The organism is Levilactobacillus parabrevis (assembly GCF_044051715.1).
Lineage (GTDB): Bacteria > Bacillota > Bacilli > Lactobacillales > Lactobacillaceae > Levilactobacillus > Levilactobacillus parabrevis.
In genome coordinates this window covers 2185576-2211445 of the sequence record NZ_CP168688.1, presented here as the reverse complement: position 1 = coordinate 2211445, position 25870 = coordinate 2185576, and the positions used below count along the sequence as shown (strand labels likewise).

The 25870-nt window shown below is 51.0% G+C and carries 25 protein-coding genes; 23 read left to right on the top strand and 2 right to left on the bottom strand.

What is annotated here, in order from left to right:
- The first annotated feature begins 85 nt into the window (after positions 1-85).
- Positions 86-544: a hypothetical protein gene (locus tag ACEPSU_RS10395; RefSeq protein WP_395321458.1), complete on the top strand. Its 459-nt coding sequence runs from the start codon at positions 86-88 to the stop codon at positions 542-544.
- An 81-nt stretch (positions 545-625) separates the two neighbouring features.
- Here ACEPSU_RS10395 and ACEPSU_RS10390 read toward each other — a convergent pair whose 3' ends face one another.
- Both ACEPSU_RS10390 and helD read right to left on the bottom strand, forming a co-directional pair.
- A complete protein-coding gene (locus ACEPSU_RS10390; protein ID WP_395321456.1) occupies positions 626-1222 on the bottom strand; it encodes an SdpI family protein in 597 nt (198 codons plus the stop codon).
- Between the two features lie 210 nt (positions 1223-1432).
- Positions 1433-3739 (bottom strand): RNA polymerase recycling motor HelD, encoded by a 2307-nt coding sequence (gene helD, locus ACEPSU_RS10385; protein ID WP_395321454.1) that lies wholly within the window; start codon positions 3737-3739, stop codon positions 1433-1435.
- Positions 3740-4225: 486 nt separating this feature from the next.
- On the opposite strand from helD, the gene trpS reads away from it, so the two are divergent.
- The 22 genes from trpS to ACEPSU_RS10275 all read left to right on the top strand — a co-directional run bounded on the left by trpS (position 4226) and on the right by ACEPSU_RS10275 (position 25767).
- Complete coding sequence (trpS, locus tag ACEPSU_RS10380) at positions 4226-5245, top strand: tryptophan--tRNA ligase (protein ID WP_020089185.1); 1020 nt, start codon at positions 4226-4228, stop codon at positions 5243-5245.
- A 20-nt stretch (positions 5246-5265) separates the two neighbouring features.
- Positions 5266-6186 carry a Ppx/GppA family phosphatase gene (locus ACEPSU_RS10375; RefSeq protein ID WP_020089184.1) on the top strand — a complete coding sequence of 307 codons (921 nt, stop codon included), beginning with the start codon at positions 5266-5268 and terminating at the stop codon, positions 6184-6186.
- Between the two features lie 12 nt (positions 6187-6198).
- A complete protein-coding gene (locus tag ACEPSU_RS10370) occupies positions 6199-7461 on the top strand; it encodes a hydroxymethylglutaryl-CoA reductase, degradative (protein ID WP_020089183.1) in 1263 nt (420 codons plus the stop codon).
- A gap of 15 nt (positions 7462-7476) precedes the next feature.
- A complete protein-coding gene (locus ACEPSU_RS10365; RefSeq protein WP_260339814.1) occupies positions 7477-8442 on the top strand; it encodes an IpaB/EvcA family protein in 966 nt (321 codons plus the stop codon).
- Positions 8443-8779: 337 nt separating this feature from the next.
- Positions 8780-9478, top strand: a complete 699-nt coding sequence (locus tag ACEPSU_RS10360; RefSeq protein WP_020089181.1) for an NAD-dependent protein deacylase — start codon at positions 8780-8782, stop codon at positions 9476-9478.
- Positions 9479-9488: 10 nt separating this feature from the next.
- The gene (locus tag ACEPSU_RS10355; RefSeq protein ID WP_020089180.1) at positions 9489-9815 is read left to right on the top strand and encodes a hypothetical protein; all 327 of its coding nucleotides are present in this window, start codon (positions 9489-9491) and stop codon (positions 9813-9815) included.
- A gap of 11 nt (positions 9816-9826) precedes the next feature.
- Positions 9827-10675, top strand: coding sequence for a DUF72 domain-containing protein (locus tag ACEPSU_RS10350; protein WP_395321451.1), 849 nt, complete (start codon positions 9827-9829; stop codon positions 10673-10675).
- A gap of 206 nt (positions 10676-10881) precedes the next feature.
- Positions 10882-12924 (top strand): methionine--tRNA ligase, encoded by a 2043-nt coding sequence (gene metG, locus ACEPSU_RS10345; protein ID WP_020089178.1) that lies wholly within the window; start codon positions 10882-10884, stop codon positions 12922-12924.
- Between the two features lie 953 nt (positions 12925-13877).
- Positions 13878-14657, top strand: coding sequence for a TatD family hydrolase (locus tag ACEPSU_RS10340; RefSeq protein WP_020089177.1), 780 nt, complete (start codon positions 13878-13880; stop codon positions 14655-14657).
- Entirely contained in the window at positions 14644-15213 is a 570-nt protein-coding gene (gene rnmV / locus ACEPSU_RS10335) for a ribonuclease M5 (protein ID WP_395321450.1), read from the top strand. The genes ACEPSU_RS10340 and rnmV overlap by 14 nt, the downstream gene beginning before the upstream one ends.
- Positions 15206-16096 carry a 16S rRNA (adenine(1518)-N(6)/adenine(1519)-N(6))-dimethyltransferase RsmA gene (gene rsmA / locus ACEPSU_RS10330; RefSeq protein WP_395321449.1) on the top strand — a complete coding sequence of 297 codons (891 nt, stop codon included), beginning with the start codon at positions 15206-15208 and terminating at the stop codon, positions 16094-16096. Before rnmV ends, rsmA begins: the two co-directional genes overlap by 8 nt.
- A 98-nt stretch (positions 16097-16194) precedes the next feature.
- Complete coding sequence (locus tag ACEPSU_RS10325) at positions 16195-16431, top strand: Veg family protein (RefSeq protein WP_020089174.1); 237 nt, start codon at positions 16195-16197, stop codon at positions 16429-16431.
- Positions 16432-16621: 190 nt separating this feature from the next.
- The gene (ispE, locus tag ACEPSU_RS10320; protein ID WP_395321448.1) at positions 16622-17476 is read left to right on the top strand and encodes a 4-(cytidine 5'-diphospho)-2-C-methyl-D-erythritol kinase; all 855 of its coding nucleotides are present in this window, start codon (positions 16622-16624) and stop codon (positions 17474-17476) included.
- Between the two features lie 18 nt (positions 17477-17494).
- Positions 17495-18076 (top strand): uracil-DNA glycosylase family protein, encoded by a 582-nt coding sequence (locus ACEPSU_RS10315; protein WP_395321447.1) that lies wholly within the window; start codon positions 17495-17497, stop codon positions 18074-18076.
- Positions 18077-18213: 137 nt separating this feature from the next.
- Entirely contained in the window at positions 18214-18345 is a 132-nt protein-coding gene (locus ACEPSU_RS10310; RefSeq protein WP_395321446.1) for a hypothetical protein, read from the top strand.
- 219 nt (positions 18346-18564) lie between these two features.
- Entirely contained in the window at positions 18565-19500 is a 936-nt protein-coding gene (locus tag ACEPSU_RS10305; protein ID WP_395321445.1) for an alpha/beta hydrolase, read from the top strand.
- A gap of 91 nt (positions 19501-19591) precedes the next feature.
- On the top strand, positions 19592-20527 hold the full coding sequence (locus tag ACEPSU_RS10300; protein ID WP_395321444.1) for a metal ABC transporter solute-binding protein, Zn/Mn family: 936 nt from the start codon (positions 19592-19594) through the stop codon (positions 20525-20527).
- Complete coding sequence (locus tag ACEPSU_RS10295; protein ID WP_020089168.1) at positions 20527-21225, top strand: metal ABC transporter ATP-binding protein; 699 nt, start codon at positions 20527-20529, stop codon at positions 21223-21225. Before ACEPSU_RS10300 ends, ACEPSU_RS10295 begins: the two co-directional genes overlap by 1 nt.
- Positions 21218-22015, top strand: coding sequence for a metal ABC transporter permease (locus ACEPSU_RS10290; RefSeq protein WP_020089167.1), 798 nt, complete (start codon positions 21218-21220; stop codon positions 22013-22015). Before ACEPSU_RS10295 ends, ACEPSU_RS10290 begins: the two co-directional genes overlap by 8 nt.
- 457 nt (positions 22016-22472) lie before the next feature.
- Positions 22473-23312 carry a pur operon repressor gene (gene purR, locus ACEPSU_RS10285; RefSeq protein ID WP_027825945.1) on the top strand — a complete coding sequence of 280 codons (840 nt, stop codon included), beginning with the start codon at positions 22473-22475 and terminating at the stop codon, positions 23310-23312.
- Positions 23313-23323: 11 nt separating this feature from the next.
- Positions 23324-24703 carry a bifunctional UDP-N-acetylglucosamine diphosphorylase/glucosamine-1-phosphate N-acetyltransferase GlmU gene (gene glmU / locus ACEPSU_RS10280; protein ID WP_395321443.1) on the top strand — a complete coding sequence of 460 codons (1380 nt, stop codon included), beginning with the start codon at positions 23324-23326 and terminating at the stop codon, positions 24701-24703.
- An 83-nt stretch (positions 24704-24786) separates the two neighbouring features.
- A complete protein-coding gene (locus ACEPSU_RS10275) occupies positions 24787-25767 on the top strand; it encodes a ribose-phosphate diphosphokinase (RefSeq protein ID WP_020089164.1) in 981 nt (326 codons plus the stop codon).
- Positions 25768-25870: the final 103 nt, after the last annotated feature.

The following is a 25870-nucleotide window of genomic DNA, read 5'->3' as shown; positions in this document are numbered from 1 at the left end:
ACGAATTGTCTTGCTTTACCGGTGGGCAACGCGTATTGTCAAAGAGAAGCAACACCGGTGGTTATTCGGAGGAGGAATTTGCACCATGGTTAAACCTTATTTTTTAATGGGTCTTGCGGCCGTATCGCTGGGGTTAGCGGCGACTGACCTGACCTCTGCCCAAGCAGCAACGTGGCACGCGGGCACACCTAAGGCCTTGCGCCACACCTGGTTTCATAATGGTAAGGGCGACAATAAAGCTTATATCACGTACAGTAAGACCAAGAGCACGGGGAATCTCTTTGGTCTGGATGAAGGTAGCGAGCGTTATTACCGTCTGCCAGGATATGGGCTGAAAAAGTTGAAATACCGGTCACTGGGGCATCACGTTTATCAGCTATCAGGTATTCAATATTCGCCTAAGGGTGGTAAAGTCCAGTTTGATGGGCAGCGGATGACCTACAAGTTGAAGGTCCAAAAGAAGCAATTGCACTTTTACAAGGGCTATCACAACTATGGCCGCCACACGACGTTTCCCACGATGAAGACGCCGGCAATTTTTTAAAATTAAACACAAAGATCCCGTTGTCACAAATAACCTAGGCTGTTTGCGACAACGGGATTTTTCTATAATATTTTTCGAGAATTATGGTTGTGATAAATGGTAGGCATACCCAACCGTGGCAGCGGTAAGGATGATTACACCGATCATCAGCGACATCAGGAACCAAGCGGCCTGAAAAGTGCCAATCAAGAGGCTGATCACGCCAATGACAAAGAGCAGGCGGGCACCTAACAGATTTGTCTTGTCCCAGATCTCCGTGGAGTTACGCGTCCAGGGTAGCCGAATGCCATAAACTCCGTTTGGCCGGATGTAAGGCATGGGGATACCCAACAGGGAAAAGAGGATGCCCAGTCCGGCCTGTGAGGAAGACAGGTTAGCCGTATCTAAGGCACGCGGCAGGAAAAGTAGGATCAGACCATACACGGTTAAAACGACATTGAAGTCCAACAGAATCTCGGTCAGTACGTTGGCGGTCACGTATTTCTTCAGTTTCACCGGTAGATAGAGCATCACGGCATAGGCGGCGGTGAAAATCAGCAATGTCCGTAGCGTGCGTAAGGGCTGGATGGGTCCTAGTTTGACTGCAAGCATCTGAACGATCCAGCAGAACAGCAGAATTAGGGCGTTGCTAATCTTAAAGACGCCGAGTTTAGTTTGACAGTACTTTGGCAATAGCATCGCGGTCACTCCAAGTCAGAATTTTCTTTGTGTGAGGCCCACAATAGTCGGTCAGGTTGGTGGAAACAACCGAAGCGACTGACCTGGTTAACTGAAGCGGCTGAACTAAGCGAATGGGTGGACGGTATTAAAAAAACGACCTCAACCGGCAAGTGCTGGTCAAAGTCGTTGGGATGCTGATTGTATTTGATTTCTGGAAGGTATCTTACGTTAGTTCTGAAACTCGTGTTCGATCGTCAAATCAGCCTGGGGAATCTTTCCCGAGGCAATTAATGGCGAAACCGCGCCAATACTCAACAACGTCAGGTGGTGCATAGCCCGTGATGCAATCGTGTAGAGCGTCCCCGTCATCTGTTCATCGGGATAGTTTTCCGCCGAGACGTTGTAGGCGATGACACTGTCGAATTCCAACCCCTTAGCCAAGTAGATTGGCAGAACGACAACGCCCTTAGGTAAGGAGCGGTCGGTGTCGGTCAATCGTGTCAGGTCGAACTGGGGATGCAGTTCCTGATAGACGCGCTTGGCTTCGATCGTACTCTTGGTGAGGATGGCGACGGTGCCGCTGGTGGCGAGCTCCGCCGTGACTTCGTTGGCCAATGCCTTGAAGGCGGCATCCTCATCGTAGCGAATGACGACCTTGGGCAAATCACCTGGCCGGTTGAAAGCCTCAATCTGGTCGCCATCCGGTAACAGCGCCTTGGCAAAGGTCGTGATGGGGTAGGTTGAGCGGTAGGAACGTCGCAATGTGATCAACCGTGACCGTTTGACGTTCAAGGCCGAATCCAATTTTTTCAGGATAGATTCTGGGGACTCTACGGCTTTGAACAAGGCCTGTTCACTGTCACCCAACAGGGTCAGCTTGGCTCGAGGAAACGCGTGTTGCAGGTAAATCAGTTGGGCCATCGAGTAATCCTGCATCTCATCGACGAACAGGTGCTGCATCCGGTGGTTCGCCCCGCCACCAATCAAGAGGTCGCGCAGGTAGAGTAGGGGGGCGGCGTCGGTCAGCGCCAGTCGGTGGAATTCGATGTCGTGTTGGTAGGCATCGACCACCGTCTGCCATTCGTCAGCGGACACGTTGTCTGGTAACGGACAGTGCTTCAGGAAGGCCGTGTATTGACTGTAAGCGTCTAAAAAGTAGCCGTTATAAATGGCGTCGTCAACCGATCGCAGGCGTTTGCGCACAATTTGCCGGGCAATGAAGTCAATCTCGTCATCGAGTTGTTCGAATTCACCGAGATGGTTGGCACCCAACCAATTGTGATAATCTTCATCGTTGAGCTGGTCGATCTCGTCACGCACCCAGTCGGCCTTGGCCTCATCGGCAATGCGGTGTTTCAACCGTTTTTCCAGGGCATTCTTGGTCCGCAGGAAGCGGTCGGCTGGTGCGGTGGCGTCTGGGAACTGTTCGTAGATATCGCGAATTTCTTCCTTACTGAAAAACACGCGACCGTCGAAACGAATGTCGGTAAACTTCAGCTCATCGGCTGGGCAGGTATGACAGTAATCCTTGACCGCAGTCATCAATGCGGCGCTCTCGCGGAAGTCGCGCAGCCGGTGATTGACTGGGACTTGTTGATCAGCTTCGTAACGTTCGAACTGTGTCTGGACTTTTAATCCTTGGAAGCGTTGTGTGAGAAATTCAGCGAGGGTGACCTGGCGCATGTTGCGTTCCCCTAGGCTAGGGAGGACATCGCTGATATAGTGGCTGAACAGTCGGTTGGGCGAGAAGAGAACGATTTGGTCGGCCTCTAGGTCGCGGCGGCTGTGATACAGCAGAAAGGCGATTCGTTGTAGAATCGCGGAAGTTTTGCCGGAACCAGCCACGCCTTGCACGACGAGCAAGTCGCTCTTAGTGTCGCGAATGATGTCGTTTTGCTCGCGCTGAATGGTGGCCACGATATTTTGCATGGTGGCGTCGTTCTGTTCGCCCAACGCGTGCTGGAGCATTTCATCACCCACGGTTTCGTTGGTGTCGAACATGTTTTCAATCTGGCCGTCTTTGATCAGAAATTGCCGTTTCTTTAGGAGGTCGGTCTGTTGATCGCCAGCGGGTGTGCTGTAAGCGACCTGACCGAGGACCCCATTATAGTAGATACTGGAGATTGGGGCCCGCCAGTCGTAGACCAAGAAGTTCTGATCGTCATCGACGAATGAGGCCGTGCCAATGTAGAGGGATTCCGGCGCCGTTTCGTCCGGGTCCTGGATGTCAATCCGGCCGAAGTAGGGCGACCGTTGGAGTTCTTTAAAAGTATCAAGTTGATCTTGAATGATGTTTTGATTTTCAGTTAGCCGGGAGACCAATGCCCGTTGCTGTTGCAGTTCGGCACTGGTTTCGATTCGGTCATCGACTTCAAACCAGTTAACTGAGGTGTTTTCGCTGTAGTTCTTCAACACGTTGCGCAATTCTTTATGCGCGGCGGAATAGTCGGACGTGGTCTTATCGATCCGCTCACCGATCTGAGCAGCGACGTGGTCAACACGCTGTTGTTCCTGTGCTTCTTCGCTGGTGGTCAAAATGACCGCCTCCTTTGGATAGGCTAAATTGCTTAACAAGTTTAGTCATTTTAGGGGTCCCTGTCAATCAAAGCGACTGGGGATGCTGGGATTTCTGGGTTCCCGGCAGTCCTCATGGCAGGTGGAATCCCTAGCAGCCGCAGGCAACAAGTTTAGAGAGTAACGGGTACTGACAAACCAGCAGTTATGATAAAAATCTTTGTATTGACAAGACGGTTTACTTTCCCAGTGAAAACCTCTAAAATAAGAACATGAAAGTCGTGATATAGAGTAGGCCAAATCCAGAGAGAAACCGCCCGTGCTGAAACGGTTTTAGCGTCGAATTGGGTCACGTCCGAACATTCAATCGATAATCAATTATCGCGGGGTCCCGTTAACGACAAAAGTGGTGGTCATAGTGATCACAATTTAGGTGGTACCGCGCAAGTTAGCGTCCTATTGGAGTCTTTCTCCAATGGGGCGCTTTTTCAGAAAGGAAGAGTATTAATGACTAAAAAGCACGTTATATTAACTGGTGACCGACCAACAGGTAAACTTCATATTGGACATTACGTGGGGTCTCTGAAGAATCGGGTTGCCCTGCAAAACACTGGCGATTACGATACCTTCATCATGATTGCCGACATGCAGGCGCTGACTGACAACGCCCGCGATCCCGAAAAAATCCGCCACAGTCTGTTACAAGTGGCGTTGGACTACTTGGCAGTGGGAATCGATCCCGCCAAGTCCACGATTCTTGTTCAATCTCAGATTCCAGCTCTTAGCGAATTGACGATGGCTTATTTGAACTTGGTCAGCGTTGCTCGGTTGAACCGGAACCCAACGGTTAAGACGGAAATCAAACAAAAGGCGTTCGGTGAAAGTGTCCCAGCTGGTTTCTTCATCTACCCTGTGAGCCAAGCCGCTGATATCACAGCATTCAAGGCCGACACGGTGCCCGTTGGAGAAGACCAAGAACCGATGCTGGAACAGACGCGTGAAATCGTCCGCAGTTTCAACAGCATTTACCAACAAGAGATTCTGGTTGAACCAGAAGGCTACTTCCCACCTAAGGGACAAGGCCGGATTCCTGGGCTCGATGGCAATGCCAAGATGAGTAAGTCGTTGGATAATGCAATCTACTTGGCCGACAGCGCCGATGATATTCAGAAGAAAGTAATGTCGATGTACACTGACCCTGAGCACGTGCACATTGAAGACCCTGGCCACATTGAAGGCAATACCGTCTTTACGTATCTCGATATTTTTGCCGACGATACGGACCACGTTGCTGATTTGAAAGCACAATACCAGCACGGTGGGCTCGGTGATGTTAAAATTAAGCGGTATTTGAACGAGGTCCTTCAGGCCAAGCTCCAACCGATTCGCGACCGTCGCGAACAGTACGCTGCCAACGAGGATGCCGTTTACGATATCTTGAAGCAGGGTAGTGAAAAAGCTAACCAGGTTGCCGCACAGACGTTACATGAAGTTCGGCACGCCATCGGTATCGACTACTTCGGCTAAACTGAAACGGAGGAGAGTCTATGCAAAACTTAGCCATTGTTGATCTAGGATCGAATTCGGTCCGCATGGCCGTTAACGAACTCCACGATGACGGCACCTATCGCGAGGTTAATCGCGTCAAGGTGGACAGCCGTCTGTCGGAGGGCATGGGCCCCGAGAAAATTCTCCAACCGAAGGCGATGGACCGTACGATCAGTGCGTTGAAGTCGTTTCGACCGTACTACGAACAATTGCCAAACCTTGTCGTCAGGGGAATCGCCACGGCGGCGGTTCGTCAGGCGCGTAACCGGGATGAATTTCTCAAGCGTGTCGCGGTGGCGACCGACATTGACCTCGAAGTGTTATCCGGTGACCAGGAAGCCTATTACGACTACCTGGGGGCCGTGAACCGACTGAAGGTCAAAGACTGTCTGCTTCTAGATACCGGTGGAGCCAGTTGTGAATTGGTCCACGTCAAGGATGGCCGCGATGCCAACTTGATCAGCGTGCCGTTTGGCGCCGTCAACCTGTCCGAGCAATTTCGGCTGGATGACCGGGTGCGAGCGGTGGATCTGTTCTCCGCGCAAGTCTTCTTGCGTGAACGACTCCGCGATATTTGGTGGCTGAACGATGCCAAGCATTTACCGTTGGTCTTGTTGGGCGGCGCTAACCGGACGTTAGCCCGCATGAATCGGCAGCAACAAAAGATTCTACACGTGGAGAACATCCACGGGTACCGTTTGACCACTGAGCAAGTCATGAAGACCTTCGAACGCCTGTTACGGGTGCCGTTGGCCGAACGAAAACGTATCTCCGGCCTAGAACTAGACCGCGCCGATATCATTATCGGTGGGATGTTGCCATTGGTAACACTTTTACAGATGTTGGACTCCGATCGGGTAGTTTTCTCCGAGAGTGGGGTCCGCGAAGGCATTATTTCCGAATATCTCAGTCAACGCTAGGAGGAATGTCTTATGGCACAAACACCATTCTACCGGCTACCCTATGGGGCCCGGCGCGACTTGTTGGCTCAGCAGAGTCATTTAACGGTTCAGCAATTGGCGAAGATTGCCGCTAGACAGCGGTCAGCCGATGCTGATTTGATTGAAAATTACCTCACAACTTACGGTCTTCCTGAAGGAGTCGCCGTTAATCTACGGGTCAACGGCCAGACCATTGCCGTGCCGATGGTGACGGAGGAACCCTCTGTCATCGCCGCTGCCAGCAATGGTGGCCGACTGTTGACCAGCGAACGGGGGATCACCACCAAAGTTGAACGCCGCGAAGTCATGGGGCAGATTGTCCTGAGTCATGTTGCCGATCGTACCGGGGTCAAAGCCTGGTTGATCGCCCATCAAGACGAGCTCTTGAAGGTGGCCAACGAGGTTCATCCCTCGCTGATTGGTCATGGGGGCGGGGCCCGTTCGTTACGGATTCGTTGCATCCCGCCTTACTGGATGTCGCTGGACTTGTTCATCGATGTCGGTGAAGCGATGGGCGCCAATCTGGTCAACACAATCTGTGAGGCCGTTGCGAATTACTTAAAGGAACATTTAACCGTCAACGTTTTGATGAGTATCTTAAGTAACTATGCGACTCACAGTCTAGTGACCGCCGAAGTGGCGGTGCCGGTTGACCAATTGGCGACAAAAACCATTGATGGTACGACCGTTGCCCAACGGATCTGTGATGCCAGTGACTTTGCTGAGCACGATCCGTATCGGGCGGTGACCCACAACAAGGGTATCATGAACGGTATTGATGCCGTCGTCTTGGCGATGGGCAATGACTGGCGAGCCGTGGAAAGTGGTGCGCACGCCTATGCGAGTCGTCACGGAAGCTATCAGAGCCTCAGCCGTTGGTGGCTGGAGGACACAACGTTACACGGTGAACTGACCTTGCCACTAGCACTGGGTTACGTTGGTGGTGCCACGCGGGTCTTTCCGTTAGTGGTCATCAACCAGCAAATTGCGCAAATCACCTCGGCCCGTGAACTGATGGGTGTGACGGCAGCGGTGGGGTTAGCCCAAAATTTGGCAGCCCTGCGTGCGTTGGTGACCGATGGGATTCAGCACGGTCACATGCAATTACAATTAAAATCACTCGCGCTGTCGGTTGGCGCAACGCCGGGAGAAGTTCCGGCGGTGGTCGGTCGACTTCGCGGTAGCACACAACCGACGACGGCACAGGCCAAAGCGGCTCTGCTTGCCGTACGCCAAGCAAATTTAGAGAAATAGGTGACAACTTAAATTATGAAAGCAAAAGATGTTCAACTTAACGAGGCGGTCCAGGGATTATTGAATCAGGTCAACGCCATTTATCCTGGTAAAGTCGAAGTCCAATTCATTGGTGAACTCCAAGCTGGCTATGTGCGACACGACCAAGCCCAACAGATGCAAATGGGTAAGGACATTGCCATCCAAGTGGCTGACTTGACGGCGCCTAACTACACGGCTTCGCACGAATTACTCCATTTGTTAATGATTCTCTCTGGGTTCCCCCAAGTCTTCTTCTCATTAACGACGGGGCAGCCTAAGCTTGATGAACAGCTGATGATCATGGGGACCGAACTCTACGATATCGTGAGCCACTTTGTCGTGGTCAGCGAACAACAGAAGCACGGCCTGATCACACCAGAAATCAAGGACCTCTACCTGGCCGGTGTGAAGGCCACCATCAAGCCAGAACCAACACCCGTCGACGATGAAATGACGTTACGGACGCTGACATTGCTGGATGCATTAGTCTTCTTTGGCCTCGATGATGCCAAGGTCATGGCGGACTTCGAAAAGGATTACCCCATCAGTTTGGCTGCGGCTAAGAAGCTGTATGCAGTCATTACGGCTAAGCCAGTCGATTCACCATTCACGCTGCGCCGGAACGTGGTCAAGTTGTTCAAGGCCTTCGATGCCCAATTGGAAGCTTGGCATTTACCAGCGCTGCACAACACCGAATTCACCACGTTAACCAGTGTCATGTCCAAACGGCAACTCGGCTTGAAGGTCAAGCAAATCTTTGAATTGTATCACTCCGATATGCACGAGAAGAAGACGCAACGGCGGGCTTACGTGGGCTTCAACCGGGCCGACGAGCAGAATGCTTTTGTGTTGCCGTCACCAGCGCCTAAGGATGACACGCCAGATTACTTCACGAAGCTCTATGACATGACGGTTGAAGAACTCTTCAACAAACTCGAAATGCCATTTATCTTGCGGTAGACTGAGCGTAGATGGTTGTTTGTAACCCTGTAGGAGGGGAACTCTGACTTCTTCTGACTGCTGATAGGACAATTGTAAAATTGGCAAGTTGCCGTAGCCGGAAGAGGCTAGGGTGGAGCCGGCTGTGTCGGTGGCGTTAGAGCGGGTGACTTTTCCCGATCTTACGGCACGGGACGACCTTGGAGACAGCCCCGGGTTTTAGGGGCTGGTTTCAAGGCGAGCTGGAAGCCCGTTCTTTGGCTGGAAGCGGTCCTCATAGCAGGCGTAACCCTAGCAGCCGCAGGCGAAGGCAACAACGACAAGTTTAGAGAATCAAGACAAGGAAAGGATGATGGGGATGGAAGCGCGCTTACAAGCGACCTTTGATCAAGCTCAGCACATTGTATTCTTAACCGGGGCAGGTGTGTCTACGCCGTCTGGGATTCCGGATTACCGGTCCAAGAATGGTTTGTACACCGGCCATCGGAACGCCGAATACTATCTGAGTCACAGCTGTTTGGTACAGGAGCCAGAAGTTTTTTACGATTATGTGAAGCAGAACCTGTACTATCCAGATGCCAAACCCAACGTCATTCACGAGAAACAAGCGGCCCTGACTCGGCAAAACCGGGCCACGGTCATTACCCAAAATATCGATAACTTGTACAACGTCGCGGATACCCAGCACCTGGTCGAATTTCACGGGAACCTCTATAACGTGTACTGCCAGATCTGTGGTGCCAAGGCTGACTGGCACGACTACCTAAAGTCGCCGTACCATGATGCCGATGGTGGCTGGTTACGGCCCGATGTTGTGCTGTACGATGAGGGCTTGAACACCACCAACGTGCAACGCGCGGTGGCGGCGATGAGTCAAGCTGATCTGGTCGTTATCGTGGGGACCTCCATGCGGGTCTATCCGTTTGCTGGCCTCCTCGATTACCGCAATCAACAGGCACAGGTCGTGGTCGTTAACCAAGAAAAATTAAACCTGGGCTTTACCTATGATATGGTTCAAGCCGACGCAACCGAGTTCTTCGACGCGTTGCGAGTCTGAGGGTGAAACGATGAGTCATCAAGAAGTCATTGCACAATTAAGAAAGTTAGTGCGGCGGTTGCGGTGGTTGAACGTGCTTCAACTGTTGCCAGACACGCTGCTGGTCTACAGTATCATTCAATTGGCGTTTAGTGGCCAATTGGTGACGCTCTTTAATGCGACCTTTAATCGGCGCGAGGCCATCTTGGTGACGGTCATGTTTGCCTTAATTGATATCTGTGTGACGGCAATTCGGTATAACGACCGAGTCGCTGGTAAACGTTTGATCAGCCAACTGACGGGGCAATTGACCACGCCAGAAGTGGATTTGATCAAACGGTTTGAACGTTTAAAGTAAGAGGTGACAGGATGATTACGATTGGATTGACGACCTGGAAGGAACATCCCGCCTTGATTGGTGGGGAGGACCGCCCGGTAACGTTGAGTGAGTATGCAGGGCATTTTCCAGTCGTCGAATTGGATACGCCCTTCTACGGGATTCCCCGACAGAGCACGGTGGCGAATTGGCAGGCGGCGGTACCCGATGGCTTTCAGTACATCTTGAAAGCTAATCAAGTGATGACGCAGCATGACCAACGTAGCGCGCCTGCCACTGATGCGGAGCGAGCAACCGCCTTTATTCAATTTCGTGAGGCCATTCAACCCCTGGTCGACCATGACCAGCTGCGAACGGTTCTCTTCCAGTTTCCACCGTACTTTAACCGGACAACTGCGAATATCCAGTACTTACGTGACGTACGCGTTCAAATGGGGGACCTACCGGTGGCGGTGGAATTTCGTAGCCCCAGTTGGTTTGAAGAGCCGGGAATGACGGCTGATGTGACGGCATACCTACAATCGCTACGGATGACCAACGTCACGACCGATGAGCCCCATAACTTGAATAACGGAATTCCACTGGTTGAAACGGTGACAACCCCTGATTTAGCCATCGTGCGCTTGCACGGGCGAAATGAACAGGGGTGGTTCAATCAGGGAGCGAGTTGGCGTAAGACACGGACGCTGTACAAGTACAGTGAAGAAGAGCTGCAGGCGTTAGCGGACTTGGTTCGCCGGTTGGCGACGCAAGCCAAGGATGTTTGCGTGATCTTTAACAACAACTCCGGTAAGGATGCGGCACCGAATGCCCTGCGCTTGCAAGCTATTCTGGGCCTGCACTGGGACAATCTGGCGCCACAACAGTTGGATCTGTTCTGACTGAATTGTTGGCGTTGGGTGTCTCCGGTCGTGGTGGTGACCCAAACGGTAAGTGTTCAAACGACTAAATCGAAAATTTGTAGCCTTAAAATCCCCGGGAACCGCTATGGCTCAACCGGGGTTTATGCTATACTGGATTAGAATTTAAACTGAAATTTAACCTAAAAATAAGGGAACAATTTAGAGCGAGGGAAGGCTTTTATTTTATGGCAGACAAACCAAGTTTTTACATTACCACGCCGATCTACTACCCATCTGGGCGGTTACACATCGGAAACTCTTATACGACGATTGCTTGTGACACGGTGGCTCGTTACAAACGGAGCAACGGGTACGACGTCTTTTTCTTAACGGGGACCGATGAACATGGTCTGAAGATTGAGGACAAGGCGAAGTCCCAAGGCCAATCACCACAAGAATACGTAGATGGCATGGCTGACGGCATCAAGCAACTCTGGAAGACGTTGGAAATTTCCAACGATAAATTCATTCGAACGACCGACAAGGAACACGTGGCGGCTGTGCAGGAAGTCTTCGAACGCCTGTTAAAGCAGGGCGATATCTACCTGGGCGAATACGAAGGTTGGTACTCAGAGGATGACGAAGAATACTTCACCGAAACCCAATTGGCCGAAGTCTACCATGACGACAACGGTAAGGTAATTGGTGGGAAGGCACCTTCTGGCCACGAAGTTTCTCTGGTCAAGGAACAGTCTTACTTCTTCAAGATGAGTAAGTACGCTGACTGGTTGCTGGACTTCTACCACAGCCACCCGCACTTCATTCAACCAGAATCTCGGATGACTGAAATGATCAACAACTTCATCAAGCCTGGTCTGGAAGACCTTGCCGTTTCCCGGACGACCTTCACTTGGGGTGTGCCCGTTAAGAGTGACCCGAAGCACGTGGTTTACGTGTGGATCGATGCGTTGCTCAACTATATCACGGCATTGGGTTATACCAGTGACGATGAAAGTCTGTTCAAGAAGTTCTGGCCCGCCAACGTTCAAATGGTCGGGAAAGAAATCGTACGTTTCCACTCCATTTACTGGCCAATCGTGTTGCACGCACTGGGTATCGAAGCCCCAGACGAGTTGTTTGCGCACGGCTGGTTACTGATGAGAGACGGTAAGATGTCCAAGTCTAAGGGGAACGTGATTTACCCCGAGACACTGGTTGATCGTTACGGTCTCGATGCTTTGCGTTACTACTTAATGCGGGCAATGCCTTACGGAAACGATGGAACCTTTACGCCCGAAGACTTTGTCGACCGGTTGAACTACGATTTGGCAAACGACCTGGGGAACCTGTTGAACCGGACCGTTGCCATGATCAACAAGTATGAAGCTGGCAAGTTGCCTGAATTCAAGGCCGGCGTGACTGAATTTGACGCGGACCTCGAAGCTACTTCTGAATCCGTCATTGCTAACTACCATGACTTGATGGACAAGATGCACTTTGCCGATGCCCTTTCTGAAATCTGGAAGTTAGTTTCCCGGACAAACAAGTACATTGATGAGACGGAACCTTGGCAGTTGGCTAAGGACGACAGCAAGGCAACCGAATTGGCCGCTGTTATGGCCCATCTGGCGGCCAGTTTGCGAGTAATCGCGACGCTGATCAGTCCAGTCATGACGCACGCGCCTAAGGAAATCTTTGCCCAACTTGGCTTAGATCCAGCTACCATTGACATGGTTGACCTGAAGCTGGCTGATTTACCAGCTGGCAAACAAGTCGTTGCCAAGGGGACACCAATCTTCCCACGGATCGACGTGAAGGAAGAAGTCGACTTCATTCAAGGTCAGATGACCAAGTCTGAAAAGACGAAGGGCCGGGCCGCAATGGCCGCCAAGGCACAGGCTCAGCAGGAAGCTGCCAAGTCTGAGACCGAAAGTGACTCTGAGTTAACACTAAACAAGCCGGAAATTCGGTTTGATAAATTTGAAAAGATTGAACTGCGGGTCGCCGAAGTCAAAGCGGTCGACCACGTAGAAGGTGCCGACAAACTCCTGAAGTTCCAATTGGATGCCGGCGACCAAGGCAACCGTCAGATTCTGTCTGGGATTGCTCAATGGTATCCAGAACCACAGTCGCTCGTGGGTAAAAAGGTGGTCATTGTGGCCAACTTGAAGCCACGGAAGATGCGTGGTCAGGTCAGCCAAGGGATGTTACTGTCCGCAGAACATGACGGTAAGGTCCAGTTAATCACCGTACCAAATGAACTGGTCAACGGTTCATCAGTCGAATAATGTTCGCATAAGCGTGGGCGGCGGGTCGATGAGACGCCAAACCCGCGTTTTTATGTCAAAAGAGTGTGGAAGAGGGCGGTTAGCTGGCGAGTATTAACGTCGTTGCGTGAAAAATCCTGAACTTGGATTTTTGACGCGGCGGGGTTAAGCGCAACCAGCTGCCCTCTGGAACACGTTTCGGCAAGGTGGTTAAAAGGTCGTCGCCTGCGCAACCAGAGATTCCGCCGGCTAAGCTAGCTTTTAACTGCGAGTCTCAATTGGCTGATAAGTTCCCTGATGATAGCTGTGTGTGGATAGAGGGAAGAGTTATCCACTTACGAACTTATCCACCGGTGTAAAAGATATTGGCAAAATTATGAACGTTGGTAAAATGTGGACAACTTCCGCCACCTATAAACAGATAGGTGTACAAGTCGGTTGATAATTCAGCGAATTGTGGATGAAATTGTTCATAAGGTCTGCGATAATGGCGGTAGGCAGTGAAATGAGTGAATAAGTGCTGATTTTGCTGTTGATAACTGCTAACTTCAAATAGTTATCCACTTGTGAATAACTATTTTGGATAGCGATATCGTGTTTAGTCCGTAATGGTGGTATCTTTACTATCTGGTGATGGTTGTTTCTACGTTGTCAGCGAGGCTACTATAGGCTGATTTTGAGACCCTTAGTTGGGAGTTAGGTCAGTCATGATAGCGGGTTAACAACTCGTTTAGCCGGAGGAGGCCAGGATGGAGCCGGCCGTGACGATGGCGTTAGGACGGGGGATCTTGCCCGTTCTTACGCCATGGGACGAGCTTGGAAACTCGCGGGTTTGTGCGAGGTTTCAAGTCGAGGTTCAAGACCGAACTTTGGCTTGGACCGGTCCCCACAGCAGGCGGAATCCTGGCAGCCGCAGGCGGTAATCGTTACCAAAGTATCAAAGGAAAGTGTTTCACGGAAATAGGAGGATCATGATGAAAATCTTTGATTCACATACCCATTTAAATAGCGAAGAATTTATTAAAGAAGTGCCCCGCTACCTCAAGCAGGCGGCGGATTTAGGTGTTGTCAAGATGGTCAACATTGGCTCCAACACGCAGCTGAACGCCGACGCCATTAAGCTGGCGCATCAGTATCCACAGCTGTATGCGGCTGTGGGCTGGCATCCTGAGGATTCTAAGAATTACGATGCGGCTGCCGAGAAGGTTATGGAAGAACAATTAGCCGATGACCGGGTCGTTGCGCTCGGTGAGATTGGCTTGGACTACCACTGGGACAGTTCACCACAAGACGTGCAACGCAAGGTGTTTGCTCGGCAGGTTGCGATTGCCAAAGAGGTTGGTAAGCCCGTTGCCATTCACAACCGGGACGCCTTTGAAGATACCTACCGGATTCTCAAGGAAGGCGGCATCAGCGAAATTGGTGGTGTCATGCACAGCTTTAACGGCGATCCCGAATGGCTCAAGAAGTTCTTGGACCTGGGGATGCACATTTCATATTCCGGGGTGGCTAGCTTCAAGAACGCCCACGAAGTCCATGACTCCGTGCGGGCCACGCCACTCGATGTGATGATGGTTGAGACCGATGCACCCTATCTGTCACCGGAACCCCACCGTGGGGAACAGAACGAACCGGCCTTTACTCGGTATACGGTTGAAGCCATTGCCAAGGAACGTGACACGACGCCGGAAGAAATCGCAGCCGCCACTTACCACAACGCAGAGGAGTTTTATCAAATCAATGAAGAAGATTAAAGAAGTCCTCGTGGTGGAGGGCAAAGATGATACCAAATCAATCAATCGAGCGGTCAACGCCGACACTATCGAGACACGGGGTTCCGCTATCGATGACGATACGCTAACCCTCATTGAAAAGTTAGCCGATCAGCGCGGCGTGATCATTTTCACCGACCCTGATTTCTCCGGCGAAAAGATTCGTAAGATTGTGGCCGAAGCCGTACCGAATGCCAAACACGCCTTTTTACCTAAGGCGGAGGGGCGTCCGGACAAGGCCGGTGGCTCACTTGGCGTGGAACATGCGAGTCCAGAAGCCATCCGGGCCGCGCTCGACCACGTGTATACCGAAACGACCGCGGCCCCCACGTTGATCACCCACGAAGATTTAATGGCAGCGGGCTTGATTGGCGGGGCCGGCGCTAAAGCCCGCCGTGAACAACTCGGTGAGCTTCTCCAGATTGGTTACGTGAATGGTAAGCAGTTGGAGAAGCGCTTGCGGATGTTTAGCATTCAACCCGCAGACTTCGCCGCTGCAGTGCAACAGATTCGTCAAAAGGAGGATTTCCATGAATAATAGCGTACCCGAAATTGGCTCACCAGCTCGTACCAAGGCCATCTTGTCCCGTTACCGTTTAGTGGCTAAGAAGAGCCTGGGACAAAACTTTCTTTCGGACTTAAATATCCTGCGCAACATCGTTAACGCTGCGGACGTGACTGACAACGACAACGTCATTGAAATCGGTCCTGGGATCGGAGCCCTGACGGAACAGATCGCTAAGCGGGCACGAAAGGTCGTGGCCTTTGAAATCGATGAAAACCTGTTGCCAGTCCTCGACGAAACGTTGATGGATTACGATAACGTCAAGGTGATCAATCAAGATATCTTGAAGGCGAATTTGCCGGCCGTCATTAAGGATGAATTCGAACCGGGCCACCCCGTGAAAATCGTGGCGAACCTACCGTACTACATCACGACACCAATTCTGATGGGCGTGTTGCAGAGCGGGGTCAGCTTCGATGAAATCGTGGTGATGATGCAGAGTGAAGTGGCTGATCGTTTGGTCGCTGAACCGGGTACCAAGGCCTACGGGTCGCTCTCCGTGGTCATGCAATATCGCGCCCACGTGGCCGTTGCTTTTGATGTGCCACGGACAGCTTTTATTCCACAACCGAACGTTGACTCTGCCATCATTCGCTTGACGCCGCGTGAGCCATTGCCAGTCAAACCGTACGAAGATCAAGCCTTGTACAAGTTCGTTAAGGGTTGCTTCGCGCATCGCCGCAAGACGTTGTGGAACAATCTTCAAGGGATTTTTGGAAAGCAGCCAGAAGTTCGTGAACGGATTGAAGCGGTCCTGACAGATGTTGGTATTTCGCAACAGTTACGGCCAGAACGGCTAACCTTGATAAATTTCATCGAATTAACCAACGCTTTTCACAATGAAGGACTTATGTAACCCTTTTCAATTGCGGATTCTTGCGGATTGTAGGCTAGTGTGGTATAATTTGCGTTTTTTGTGAAACCATGGTATCATGTTTCACAGAGGTGAAGTGCATGCCAACAAGTTTAGCGAACATTAAGAACAAACTGGACGAGCGCATTGGCGAAAAGTTAATGGTGATCGCGCAGGCCGGGCGTAAGAAGACAACAGAACGGCATGGAATTCTTCGGGAAACCTATCCAGCTGTATTCGTTGTGGATTTAGACCAGGACGAAAATTCGTTTGAACGGGTTTCATATAGCTATACCGATATTTTAACCAAAAACATCGAAGTTGACTTTGATGAATAAATAATTTGGCCAGTAAGGCCTTTTTATTTTGGCAAAAATTAAGAATCAAGGGTTCACGGGCACCAGCTAATCAGGAATTAGCGTAGGGCTTGGAGAACCCTTTTTATTTTCGCCACAACCATAGTATAATAGGCTTAATCAGATTCAGGAGAACGGTAGGCAGTGGCCTATCTGGAATTAAGGTGAGCTCATGCAACTGATTGAAAAGGCGCCTGCCAAGATAAACCTCGGGCTTGACACCCCGTACCATCACCAGGATGGCGCGGAGGAGTGGAACATGGTCATGACGTCCGTGGACTTGGCGGACTATGTTGAAATTCAAACGTTAACCAAACACAAACGCATCCGGGTTGCCTCGGATAGTGGCTTTTTGCCAAATGATCAGCGAAACTTGGCCTATCAGGCCGCCCATTTACTCCAAACGAAATTCAATGTGGGTGAGGGAGTCAACATTCGGATTAAAAAGAATATTCCCGTGGCTGCGGGATTAGGGGGTGGCTCATCCGATGCCGCCGCCGTGTTACGGGGCCTGAATCAACTGTGGAACCTGGGATTGAGTTGGCAGGAGCTGGCCGAGCTTGGTTTGCAGATTGATTCGGACGTGCCGTACTGTGTTTACGGTCGGACGGCCCATGTGCGCGGTCGTGGCGAGCGGATTACGCCGCTGTCGAAGTTGCCGGCTGCGTGGGTGGTCTTGGCCAAGCCTAAGGTGAGCGTCTCCACGCCCAGTATTCTTCAGCAGATTCGCTACGATGACTTGGAACATCCGGATATCGATAGCCTGCTGAAGGCGGTGCGCAATCAGGATATTTCGGAGATGTGTGCGGTCATGGGGAACGTGCTAGAGCCGCTGACGGCTCACCGTTACCCAGAGATTACCCAGTTGAAGCAACAGCTGATGAAGTTCGGAGCCGATGCCGCTCAGATGAGTGGGACCGGACCGACCGTCTTTGGTTTATGCAGTAAGCAGTCGCGGGCCCAACGGGTGTTTAACGGCATGAAGGGGTTCTGCCGTGAGGTGTATTTGGTACGGCCATTACCGTAAGTTGAGGAGGAACCATTGATGCAGACGGCCACACAGATTTTCCAAGCCATTCAGGACGATCCACAGAACCAAGCCTTTACCGAACAGGGGATTCAGCCACTTTACCACACTGAATCCGGGGCGGAGATTTTACTGGTCAGTCAGGCGCCGAGTCGGCGGGCCCAAGCCTCGATGACCTTCTGGGATGATGCCAGTGGGAATCGCTTGCGGGACTGGATGGGCGTAACCAAAGATCAGTTCTATCATTCGGGAAAGATCGCCGTGTTGCCGTTGGATTTTTACTATCCAGGCAAGCACGCTCACGGCGGCGATTTGCCGCCGCGTAAGGGATTTGCGGACAAATGGCACGCGCCTCTGTTGGAGCTGATGCCCAACATTAAGCTGACTCTGTTGATTGGTCAGTACGCGCAGAAATACTATCTGCCGCAGCGTGAGCGGACGTTGACGGCTACGGTAGACCATTATCAGGACTACTTGCCGGATTACTTTCCGCTGGTACACCCGTCGCCCTTAAACTATGGGTGGCTGCACCAGCACCCGTGGTTTTTAGATAATGTAGTGCCTGATCTGCAGGTTCGCGTAAAACAAATTATTCATTAAATTAGCTTGGAATTTAAGAGACGTCATGCCAACGAAAACGTTGATGTGACGCCTTTTTGTATATAACAAAATTTATAAGACGTTTGGCTGGTGTTACTCAGCGAAAACGGTCATGATAGCTAGGTGAGGTGAAGGCATTGGAGAGAGAAAATATCCCCGTAGATCCACGGCTAGTTGCTGAAGTCGGGGCAGCCCTGAAAGGGCAATTGACGCAGTTGGAATTGATTCAGCTGTTGTACAGTGACCATAAGGGGAACAAGTCGAAGTAGGTCGGCCGTTTTTTGTGGTGTCAGGAAAGTATCCCCTAAAATTGAAACTAATTTTAAGTAAAGAGTGGAAAACGCTCTCATTTTTAGCTAGAGTAGAGGTAATAAACCTAAAATAAACGTTGTAGTCGTCTGATTTAGCGTGGTGGGGGTCAAACCTATTTTTTAGTGACCGCTGAATCCGATACAGCGTCGAAAATAACTAGAAATGGGGTAGTCAATATGAAAACTTGGCAAAAAATTCTGGGCGGTACCGCGGCTGTGGCTGCCGTTGGGGCTGTCAGTGTTTTGGGTGGCGCCGCAGTGGTCTATCAGGCCGCCACGAAATCCTTCAGTCATAATCGACTCAAAACTAAAAAACGCGCCATTGCTGAAAATACGGCGGACGATAATGCTTGGTATTTGCGACACAATCCAGCTGAATGGACGCAGACCAGCTTAGATGGGCTGATTCTGCGGGCAAGTTTGGTGGAGGCCGAGAAGCCCACGAAGCGCGTGGCCATTTTGGCCCACGGCCTAGGTCACGCTCGCGAACAAATGATTCCGTATGCCCGAGTCTTCCATAATTGGGGGTACGCTACACTGATGCCCGATGCTCGGGCTCATGGCGATAGCGAGGGTCACACGATAGGTTACGGCTGGCCTGATCGCTTGGATTATACCGGCTGGATCAATCAGGTGATCGCCAAGTATGGGGATGACTGTGAGATCGTTTTGATGGGTATCTCGATGGGGGCCGCCACGGTGATGGCGACTGCTGGCGAAGATTTGCCACACAACGTTAAGGCCGTAATTGCCGATTCCGGGTACGCCTCCGTCTTGGCGGAAGCTCGCTTCCGGATTCGCCACCGATACCACTTGCCAACGTATCCAATTGTTCCGATTGCTAATCAGTATTCCCGGTTGGCTGAGGGGTACCGCTTATCTGACGGGAATATTGCTGAACAGCTCCGGCATACGCATTTGCCGTTGCTATTGATCCAGGGAGCCAACGATCAAACGGTTCCCGTGGAGAACTTGGATGTTCTTTATCGAGCCGCAGCGGGGCCTAAGGAAAAGTATCGTGACCCTAGTGCCGCTCACATAGCAACGCGGAAAACGGATCCGGTCAAGTATGACCAAATGGTGGCAGATTTTCTGAAAAAATATGTTGATTAAAGAAGCCTTAAGCTTGGTTGACAAGTTTTCATTATCTGGTAAGATATTAAACGGTAATCATTACTGTTTACATATTTAGCGGAGAGATGGGATGAGTCGATTGCAGCTTGGAAAACGAAAATTTTGGCGGCGGGGTCTGCTGACCTTGCTGGCCGTCTTAATGGTGGGAGTTACCCTGAGTGCATGCTCGGCGGCGCCCACCACTAAGCGTGCCGACAATCAGATTCATGTGGTGGCGACGCTGGGGTTCTATGGCGAAGCGGCCAAGGCCATTCTGGGTGATCGCGGTCAGGTGACCACGGTTATCAATAGTCCCAGCATTGATGCCGAAAGTTATGAGCCAGACGTGAAGACGGCTAAGAAGGTCGCTAAGGCCGATGTCGTCATTGCCAATGGATTGGGCTATGATAGCTGGATGGACCGGGTTGTAGCGGCTAACGATGATGCTCAGACGAAGAAACTCACGATTGGCACCCTCATGGGTAAGAAAACGGGGGATAATCCCCACTTGTGGACGGACTCTACGACCATGGTCAAGGTAACCCGTCACTTGGTGGCGCAATTTAGTAAGCTTGATCCGAGCCAGGCGGCGGCATTCAAACGTCGCGGCATCGCCTATGAGAAACAACTAGCGGTCTTACCGCGCCTCGCTAAGCAATTGGCCGAACACAGCAATCACCAACAGGTTGCGGTAAGTGAGCCCGTCTTTGACTTGGCGTTAAGTGCAATGGGCTATCGAATCAGCGATGGACATTTTGCCCAGTCAATTGAAGAGGACAGCGACCCAACCCCGGCTGATATTACCAAGCTCCAAAATCAAATCAAACAGCGTAAGATCGCATTTTTCGTGGAAAACACACAGAACACTAGTAAAAATGTGACGGCAATGGTCAATCTGGCCAAGAAATACAATATTCCCATCGTCAAGGTAACCGAGACGATGCCGGTCAATCAAAGCTACCGGACCTGGATGCTGAAGCAGTATCAACAGGTTCAACGAATTCAAGCGAAGGAGGGGCAGTCCTAATGGAAAGTGCACCCATTTTAAAATTAGAACATCTCGGCGTGACCTTTCCCAATCACCCGGTATTTAACGACCTTAATCTGACAATCAACCAGGGCGAAATCTGGAGTATTATCGGAAAAAACGGGGTCGGGAAAACGACACTGATGCGGACTATCCTCCATCAATTGCGCCCAACTCACGGGAAGATTTCGTATTTGCCTAGTCAGGGTGAAGTGACGATCGGTTACGTGCCGCAATTCAGAAATATCGATGCCGATTATCCGCTGACCATCAAGGACTTCGTTGGACTGAATCTGACGGGCTGGAAACTGCCATGGCTTTCGGCCAAGGAACGCGCTAAGGTTCAAAAGATTCTGGACCAGACCGGTCTGAAGCAGTTGGCCAAGCGGCCCATCGGACAGGCTTCGGGTGGTGAAAAGCAGAAGGCGTACCTTGCGCAAGCTTTGGTAGAAGCCCCCAACTTGTTGATTTTAGATGAATCGACGGCTAGTTTGGACCCCGTGACCAAGACGGAGCTTCTGGATTTGGTGACGGAGTTGAATCAACGCTTGAAGCTGACGGTGCTCTTCGTGACTCACGATATTCCGATGGCGCAGAAGTATACGCAACACTACTTGATGATGACCCCCGGTAAGGTAGAACAGGGGCCCATCGCGAATTTGACGACCGAAAAGGTGTGGGAGGGCGAAAATGTTTAGTTATGAATTTATGCGAAACGCCTTCGCGGCTGGCACCATTATTGCCATCATCTGTGGCATCATGGGTGTCTTCGTGATTGCCCGCAACATGTCTTTTTTGACGCATACGCTCTCTGAAATTGGTTTCTCCGGGGCAGCCTTCGGGGTCTTTGCCGGTTGGGCGCCGTTAAACGGGATGTTACTGTTTACGGTGGTCAGCTCGGTCATCGTTGGTCAACTCTCGGCACGTTCCGAACGACGGGAAGCGGCAACGAGTGCCATTTCGGCGCTGTTCATTGGGTTGGGGATTCTGTTCCTCTCACTGGCTAATAAGAATGCCAGTTACGCGACGAGTATTTTATTCGGGAGTGTTATCGGTATCAGTGCTGGCGATGTCCAGCAGATGCTATGGCTGTCCCTGCTCGTGTTGGTCGTGGTCTTCGTGATCTACCGGTTCCTGAAATTCGATTCATTTGACCATACAGGGGCCCGGGTCAAAGGGCTTTGGACCAATGCGCTGTCGATTACCTTCTTGGTCTTGCTGGCGTTGAGTGTCAGCGTGGCAGCCCAAATCGTGGGGTCACTGTTGATCTTCATCCTGCTGACGCTACCAGCGGCAACGGCCAAGTACTTCGCCCACACGGTGGGGGGGATGATGGTGCTCGCCATCACGTTGGCTTTAGTCGGCGTCTGGAGCGGGCTGGTGCTGAGTTACGTGACGAACTTCCCCGTGTCATTCTTTATCGCGGCTATTGAAGCCGTCTTCTACTTCATTGCGCTGGGTTGGCAACGACTACAGACGGCGGAATGAGCTAGCATACAGGTTGAAAACGGTCGTCTGCGGCTAAGCTTGTTTTCAAATGTGATGTTGGCCCGACCGCGGTGTATTATCCTGGCACGGTTTGCGGTATTTTGAATTATAAGCAATAGCTAAATAAAAAGTGGTCTGAAGCTGTGGTGACTCAACGTTTTGCGTTGAGTCACCACGGCTTTTTTGCATATCGTGATGGCAATCAGTTGAAAGTGACGTGGGAAACCTATAGGCTGATAACTGGAAGTGAGGGGATTGCCCCGAAGTGAGGTTGATTAAGCGTAAATGGTTCAGACCTTTCTTGGCTTTCATAGTCAAATAATGGCGGATTATGCTTTCATTTTGATAAAAGTCCCAAAAAATTATTAATTCTAACCGAAATGTAACGAAAAACCCGAACATTTATGCTAAAATTGGGCTTACAATTAACTCTAAAGAAATAGATGAGGTGAAGAGGTTGAAAGTCAGAAGAAGTGACCGTTTGGTCGATATGACTCGGTATTTGTTAGAACGCCCGCACCAATTGGTGTCTTTGACATTTTTTGCAGCGCGGTATGAATCGGCCAAGTCTTCCATCAGTGAAGATCTGACTATTTTGAAGCGGACGCTCCAAGCTCGTGGTACCGGTCTGCTGGAGACCGTCCCCGGCGCCGCTGGTGGTGCCCGTTTTATTCCTTACATTTTACGAGAAGAAGCCGAACAATTTGTTGATGAAATGATTACTGAATTGTCCGAAGCCGACCGGTATCTACCCGGTGGCTACGTTTATATGTCAGATATCTTGGGCCGGCCCGCAGCCTTGCGGCAAATTGGTCGGATCTTGGCAACCCAGTACCTGAACCAGTCCGTTGACGTTGTCGTGACGGTGGCTACCAAGGGGATCCCGCTGGCACAGAGTGTTGCTAGTTACCTGAATGTGCCGTTTGTGATTGTGCGGCATGACTCTCAGATTACTGAAGGTTCAACGGTGAGTGTGAACTACGTTTCCGGTTCGACCAAGCGGATCGAACGGATGGCGTTGTCCAAGCGGAGTGTGAAGCCAAATTCACGCGTGTTAATCGTTGATGATTACATGAAGGGTGGCGGGACCGTTGGGGGCCTGCGCTCCCTGGTCGATGAGTTTGACTCACAACTCGCCGGCGTGGCAGTCTTTGCCGAAGGTGATTTTGACGGCCAACGGACTGTTAGCAAGTACACCTCGTTACTGAAAATCCAGACCGCGGATGAACAGATCCGTGTGGCGCCAGGGAATTACCTGACTCAGATTTTTGGCGATGAAAATAATTCATTAAATTAGGAGATATCGGAATGAGCACGAGAAATACGATTATCCTCGCAGCCGGTAAGGGTACGCGGATGAAGTCAAAGCTGTATAAGGTTCTACACAAGGTTTGTGGCAAGGCCATGGTCGACCACGTGCTGACCCAAGTTGAAAAGACCAACATGGATAAGGTTGTCACGATTGTCGGCTACGGTGCCGATGACGTGCAAGCCACGCTGGGCGACCGGACGCAATACGCCCTGCAAGCCAAGCAACTTGGGACTGGGGATGCTGTGTTACAAGCTGAACCCATTTTGAAGGATGAAGAAGGGACAACGCTGATTGTGAGTGGCGATACGCCACTGTTCCAAGCACAGACGTTTGAAGACCTCTTCGCCTATCACGAAGCCAAGCATGCGGCCGCTACGATCTTAACGTCCGTTGCCCCAGATCCTACCGGTTACGGTCGAATCGTGCGGAACAATATCGGTATCGTGGAAAAAATCGTGGAACAAAAGGATGCCAACTCCGAAGAACAAGAAATCCACGAAATTAACACCGGGGTTTACGTGTTCGACAACAAGAAGCTTTTCGCGGCCTTACACAAGACCTCTAACGACAACGCCCAGGGTGAATATTACCTGACCGATGTCGTTGAAATCCTGAAGCATGAAGGGGACATCGTGGCAGCGTACAAGATGGCTGACTTTGATGAATCCATGGGTGTTAACGACCGGGTCGCACTGGCCAACGCCACTAAGATCATGCGTGACCGGATCAACGAACAACACATGCGTGACGGCGTAACCTTGATCGATCCCGCCACGACGTACATTGACGCCGGTGTGAAGATCGGGGCCGATACCATTATCGAACCTAGCGTTCAACTAAAGGGCAATACCGTGATTGGCGATGACTGCTACATTGGGTCTCACTCCGAACTACGGAACGCTACGTTGGCCGACCACGTGACCGTGACATCTTCCTTACTTGAAGATTCCGACATGGCCAGTGGCTCTAACATTGGACCTAACAGCCACTTGCGGCCAGAATCTCACATTGGGCCTAAAGTTCACCTCGGTAACTTTGTCGAAGTGAAGAAGGCTACGATTGGTGAGGGAACTAAGGTGGGCCATTTGACCTACGTTGGGAATGCCAAATTAGGCAAGCACATCAACGTTGGCTGTGGTGTGGTCTTCGTTAACTACGACGGCAAGAATAAGCATGAGACCGTTGTGGGTGACGATGCCTTCATCGGTTCTAACTCGAACTTAGTGGCACCGTTGGATGTGGCTGATCACAGCTTTATCGCGGCGGGCTCGACCATTACCGATGCCGTCAATCAATATGACATGGCGATTGCTCGGGAACGGCAGACCAACAAGCCAAATTATTACCAGAAACTGCCTTATCGCGGTGAAGATTAAGCTGAAGGTCTTGTGTTTCGAGACCCGATAGCATAAAATTATTGTAGTGAATTCTGGCAGATAACTTGCTATTGGAGGAAATTATGGCTACGCAATATTTTGACCCTAAATTAAAGATCTTTGCGTTGAACTCCAACAAACCGTTAGCCCGTAAGATTGCTAACGAAGTTGGTGTTGAATTGGGGAAAACTTCGGTGGACCGGTTCAGCGACGGTGAAATTCGCATTAACATCGAACAGAGTGTGCGGGGCTGCCACGTCTACGTGATTCAGTCGACGTCGGCTCCCGTCAACGACAATTTGATGGAACTGTTGATCATGATCGATGCTTTGCGGCGCGCGAGTGCGGCTACCATCAACGTGGTCATTCCGTACTACGGCTATGCTCGTCAAGACCGGAAAGCCCGGTCACGGGAACCAATCACGGCGAAATTAGTGGCAAACATGTTACAAACGGCAGGCGTTACGCGGGTCTTGGCTTTAGACCTGCATGCTGCCCAAATCCAAGGCTTCTTCGACGTGCCAGTTGATCATTTGATGGGCGCGCCACTGTTGGCCGATTACTTCTTAACTAACCACTTGGATGAAGACGCCGTTGTCGTTTCACCCGACCATGGTGGGGTAACTCGGGCCCGGGCATTGGCTGAATTCCTGAAGGCACCGATTGCCATTATTGACAAGCGGCGGCCACGGGCCAATGTTGCGGAAATCATGAATATTATCGGGGACGTCAAGGGTAAGCGTTGTATCATGATCGATGATATGATCGATACCGCGGGGACCATTACGTTGGGGTCACAGGCCTTGATGGATGCTGGCGCCAAGGAAGTCTACGCTAGCTGTACGCACCCGGTATTATCAGGTCCCGCAATCGAACGAATCAAGAACTCACCAATTAAGAAGTTAGTGGTGACGGATTCGATTCAATTGACTGCCGACAAGCAGATTGAAAAGATTCAACAAATTTCCGTCGGTCCCCTGATTGGTCAAGCCATCAAGCGGATCAACGAAAACCGGCCGGTCAGCCCATTGTTCAAGAACCGTTTCCGGAGTCACGAACAATAAAACAGACAAAAAACTTGAGCGGCGCTGGGCGTTGGCTCAAGTTTTTTTCTTATCATTTTTGAAATAAGACCCGTTAGTTACTGGGCTAACGCTGAAGGGAGTT

Excerpts from the sequence above, each read along its gene's own strand:
- rsmA (WP_395321449.1), top strand. The coding sequence starts at position 15,206 with ATGAATAATAGCGTACCCGAAATTGGCTCACCAGCTCGTACCAAGGCC.
- ACEPSU_RS10370 (WP_020089183.1), top strand. The coding sequence starts at position 6,199 with ATGGCACAAACACCATTCTACCGGCTACCCTATGGGGCCCGGCGCGAC.
- glmU (WP_395321443.1), top strand. The coding sequence starts at position 23,324 with ATGAGCACGAGAAATACGATTATCCTCGCAGCCGGTAAGGGTACGCGG.
- ispE (WP_395321448.1), top strand. The coding sequence starts at position 16,622 with ATGCAACTGATTGAAAAGGCGCCTGCCAAGATAAACCTCGGGCTTGAC.
- ACEPSU_RS10395 (WP_395321458.1), top strand. The coding sequence starts at position 86 with ATGGTTAAACCTTATTTTTTAATGGGTCTTGCGGCCGTATCGCTGGGG.
- trpS (WP_020089185.1), top strand. The coding sequence starts at position 4,226 with ATGACTAAAAAGCACGTTATATTAACTGGTGACCGACCAACAGGTAAA.
- ACEPSU_RS10290 (WP_020089167.1), top strand. The coding sequence starts at position 21,218 with ATGTTTAGTTATGAATTTATGCGAAACGCCTTCGCGGCTGGCACCATT.
- ACEPSU_RS10315 (WP_395321447.1), top strand. The coding sequence starts at position 17,495 with ATGCAGACGGCCACACAGATTTTCCAAGCCATTCAGGACGATCCACAG.
- rnmV (WP_395321450.1), top strand. The coding sequence starts at position 14,644 with ATGAAGAAGATTAAAGAAGTCCTCGTGGTGGAGGGCAAAGATGATACC.
- ACEPSU_RS10325 (WP_020089174.1), top strand. The coding sequence starts at position 16,195 with ATGCCAACAAGTTTAGCGAACATTAAGAACAAACTGGACGAGCGCATT.
- ACEPSU_RS10355 (WP_020089180.1), top strand. The coding sequence starts at position 9,489 with ATGAGTCATCAAGAAGTCATTGCACAATTAAGAAAGTTAGTGCGGCGG.
- ACEPSU_RS10365 (WP_260339814.1), top strand. The coding sequence starts at position 7,477 with ATGAAAGCAAAAGATGTTCAACTTAACGAGGCGGTCCAGGGATTATTG.
- ACEPSU_RS10375 (WP_020089184.1), top strand. The coding sequence starts at position 5,266 with ATGCAAAACTTAGCCATTGTTGATCTAGGATCGAATTCGGTCCGCATG.
- ACEPSU_RS10275 (WP_020089164.1), top strand. The coding sequence starts at position 24,787 with ATGGCTACGCAATATTTTGACCCTAAATTAAAGATCTTTGCGTTGAAC.
- ACEPSU_RS10300 (WP_395321444.1), top strand. The coding sequence starts at position 19,592 with ATGAGTCGATTGCAGCTTGGAAAACGAAAATTTTGGCGGCGGGGTCTG.
- ACEPSU_RS10390 (WP_395321456.1), bottom strand. The coding sequence starts at position 1,222 with ATGCTATTGCCAAAGTACTGTCAAACTAAACTCGGCGTCTTTAAGATT.
- ACEPSU_RS10360 (WP_020089181.1), top strand. The coding sequence starts at position 8,780 with ATGGAAGCGCGCTTACAAGCGACCTTTGATCAAGCTCAGCACATTGTA.
- ACEPSU_RS10340 (WP_020089177.1), top strand. The coding sequence starts at position 13,878 with ATGAAAATCTTTGATTCACATACCCATTTAAATAGCGAAGAATTTATT.
- ACEPSU_RS10295 (WP_020089168.1), top strand. The coding sequence starts at position 20,527 with ATGGAAAGTGCACCCATTTTAAAATTAGAACATCTCGGCGTGACCTTT.
- ACEPSU_RS10305 (WP_395321445.1), top strand. The coding sequence starts at position 18,565 with ATGAAAACTTGGCAAAAAATTCTGGGCGGTACCGCGGCTGTGGCTGCC.
- ACEPSU_RS10350 (WP_395321451.1), top strand. The coding sequence starts at position 9,827 with ATGATTACGATTGGATTGACGACCTGGAAGGAACATCCCGCCTTGATT.
- metG (WP_020089178.1), top strand. The coding sequence starts at position 10,882 with ATGGCAGACAAACCAAGTTTTTACATTACCACGCCGATCTACTACCCA.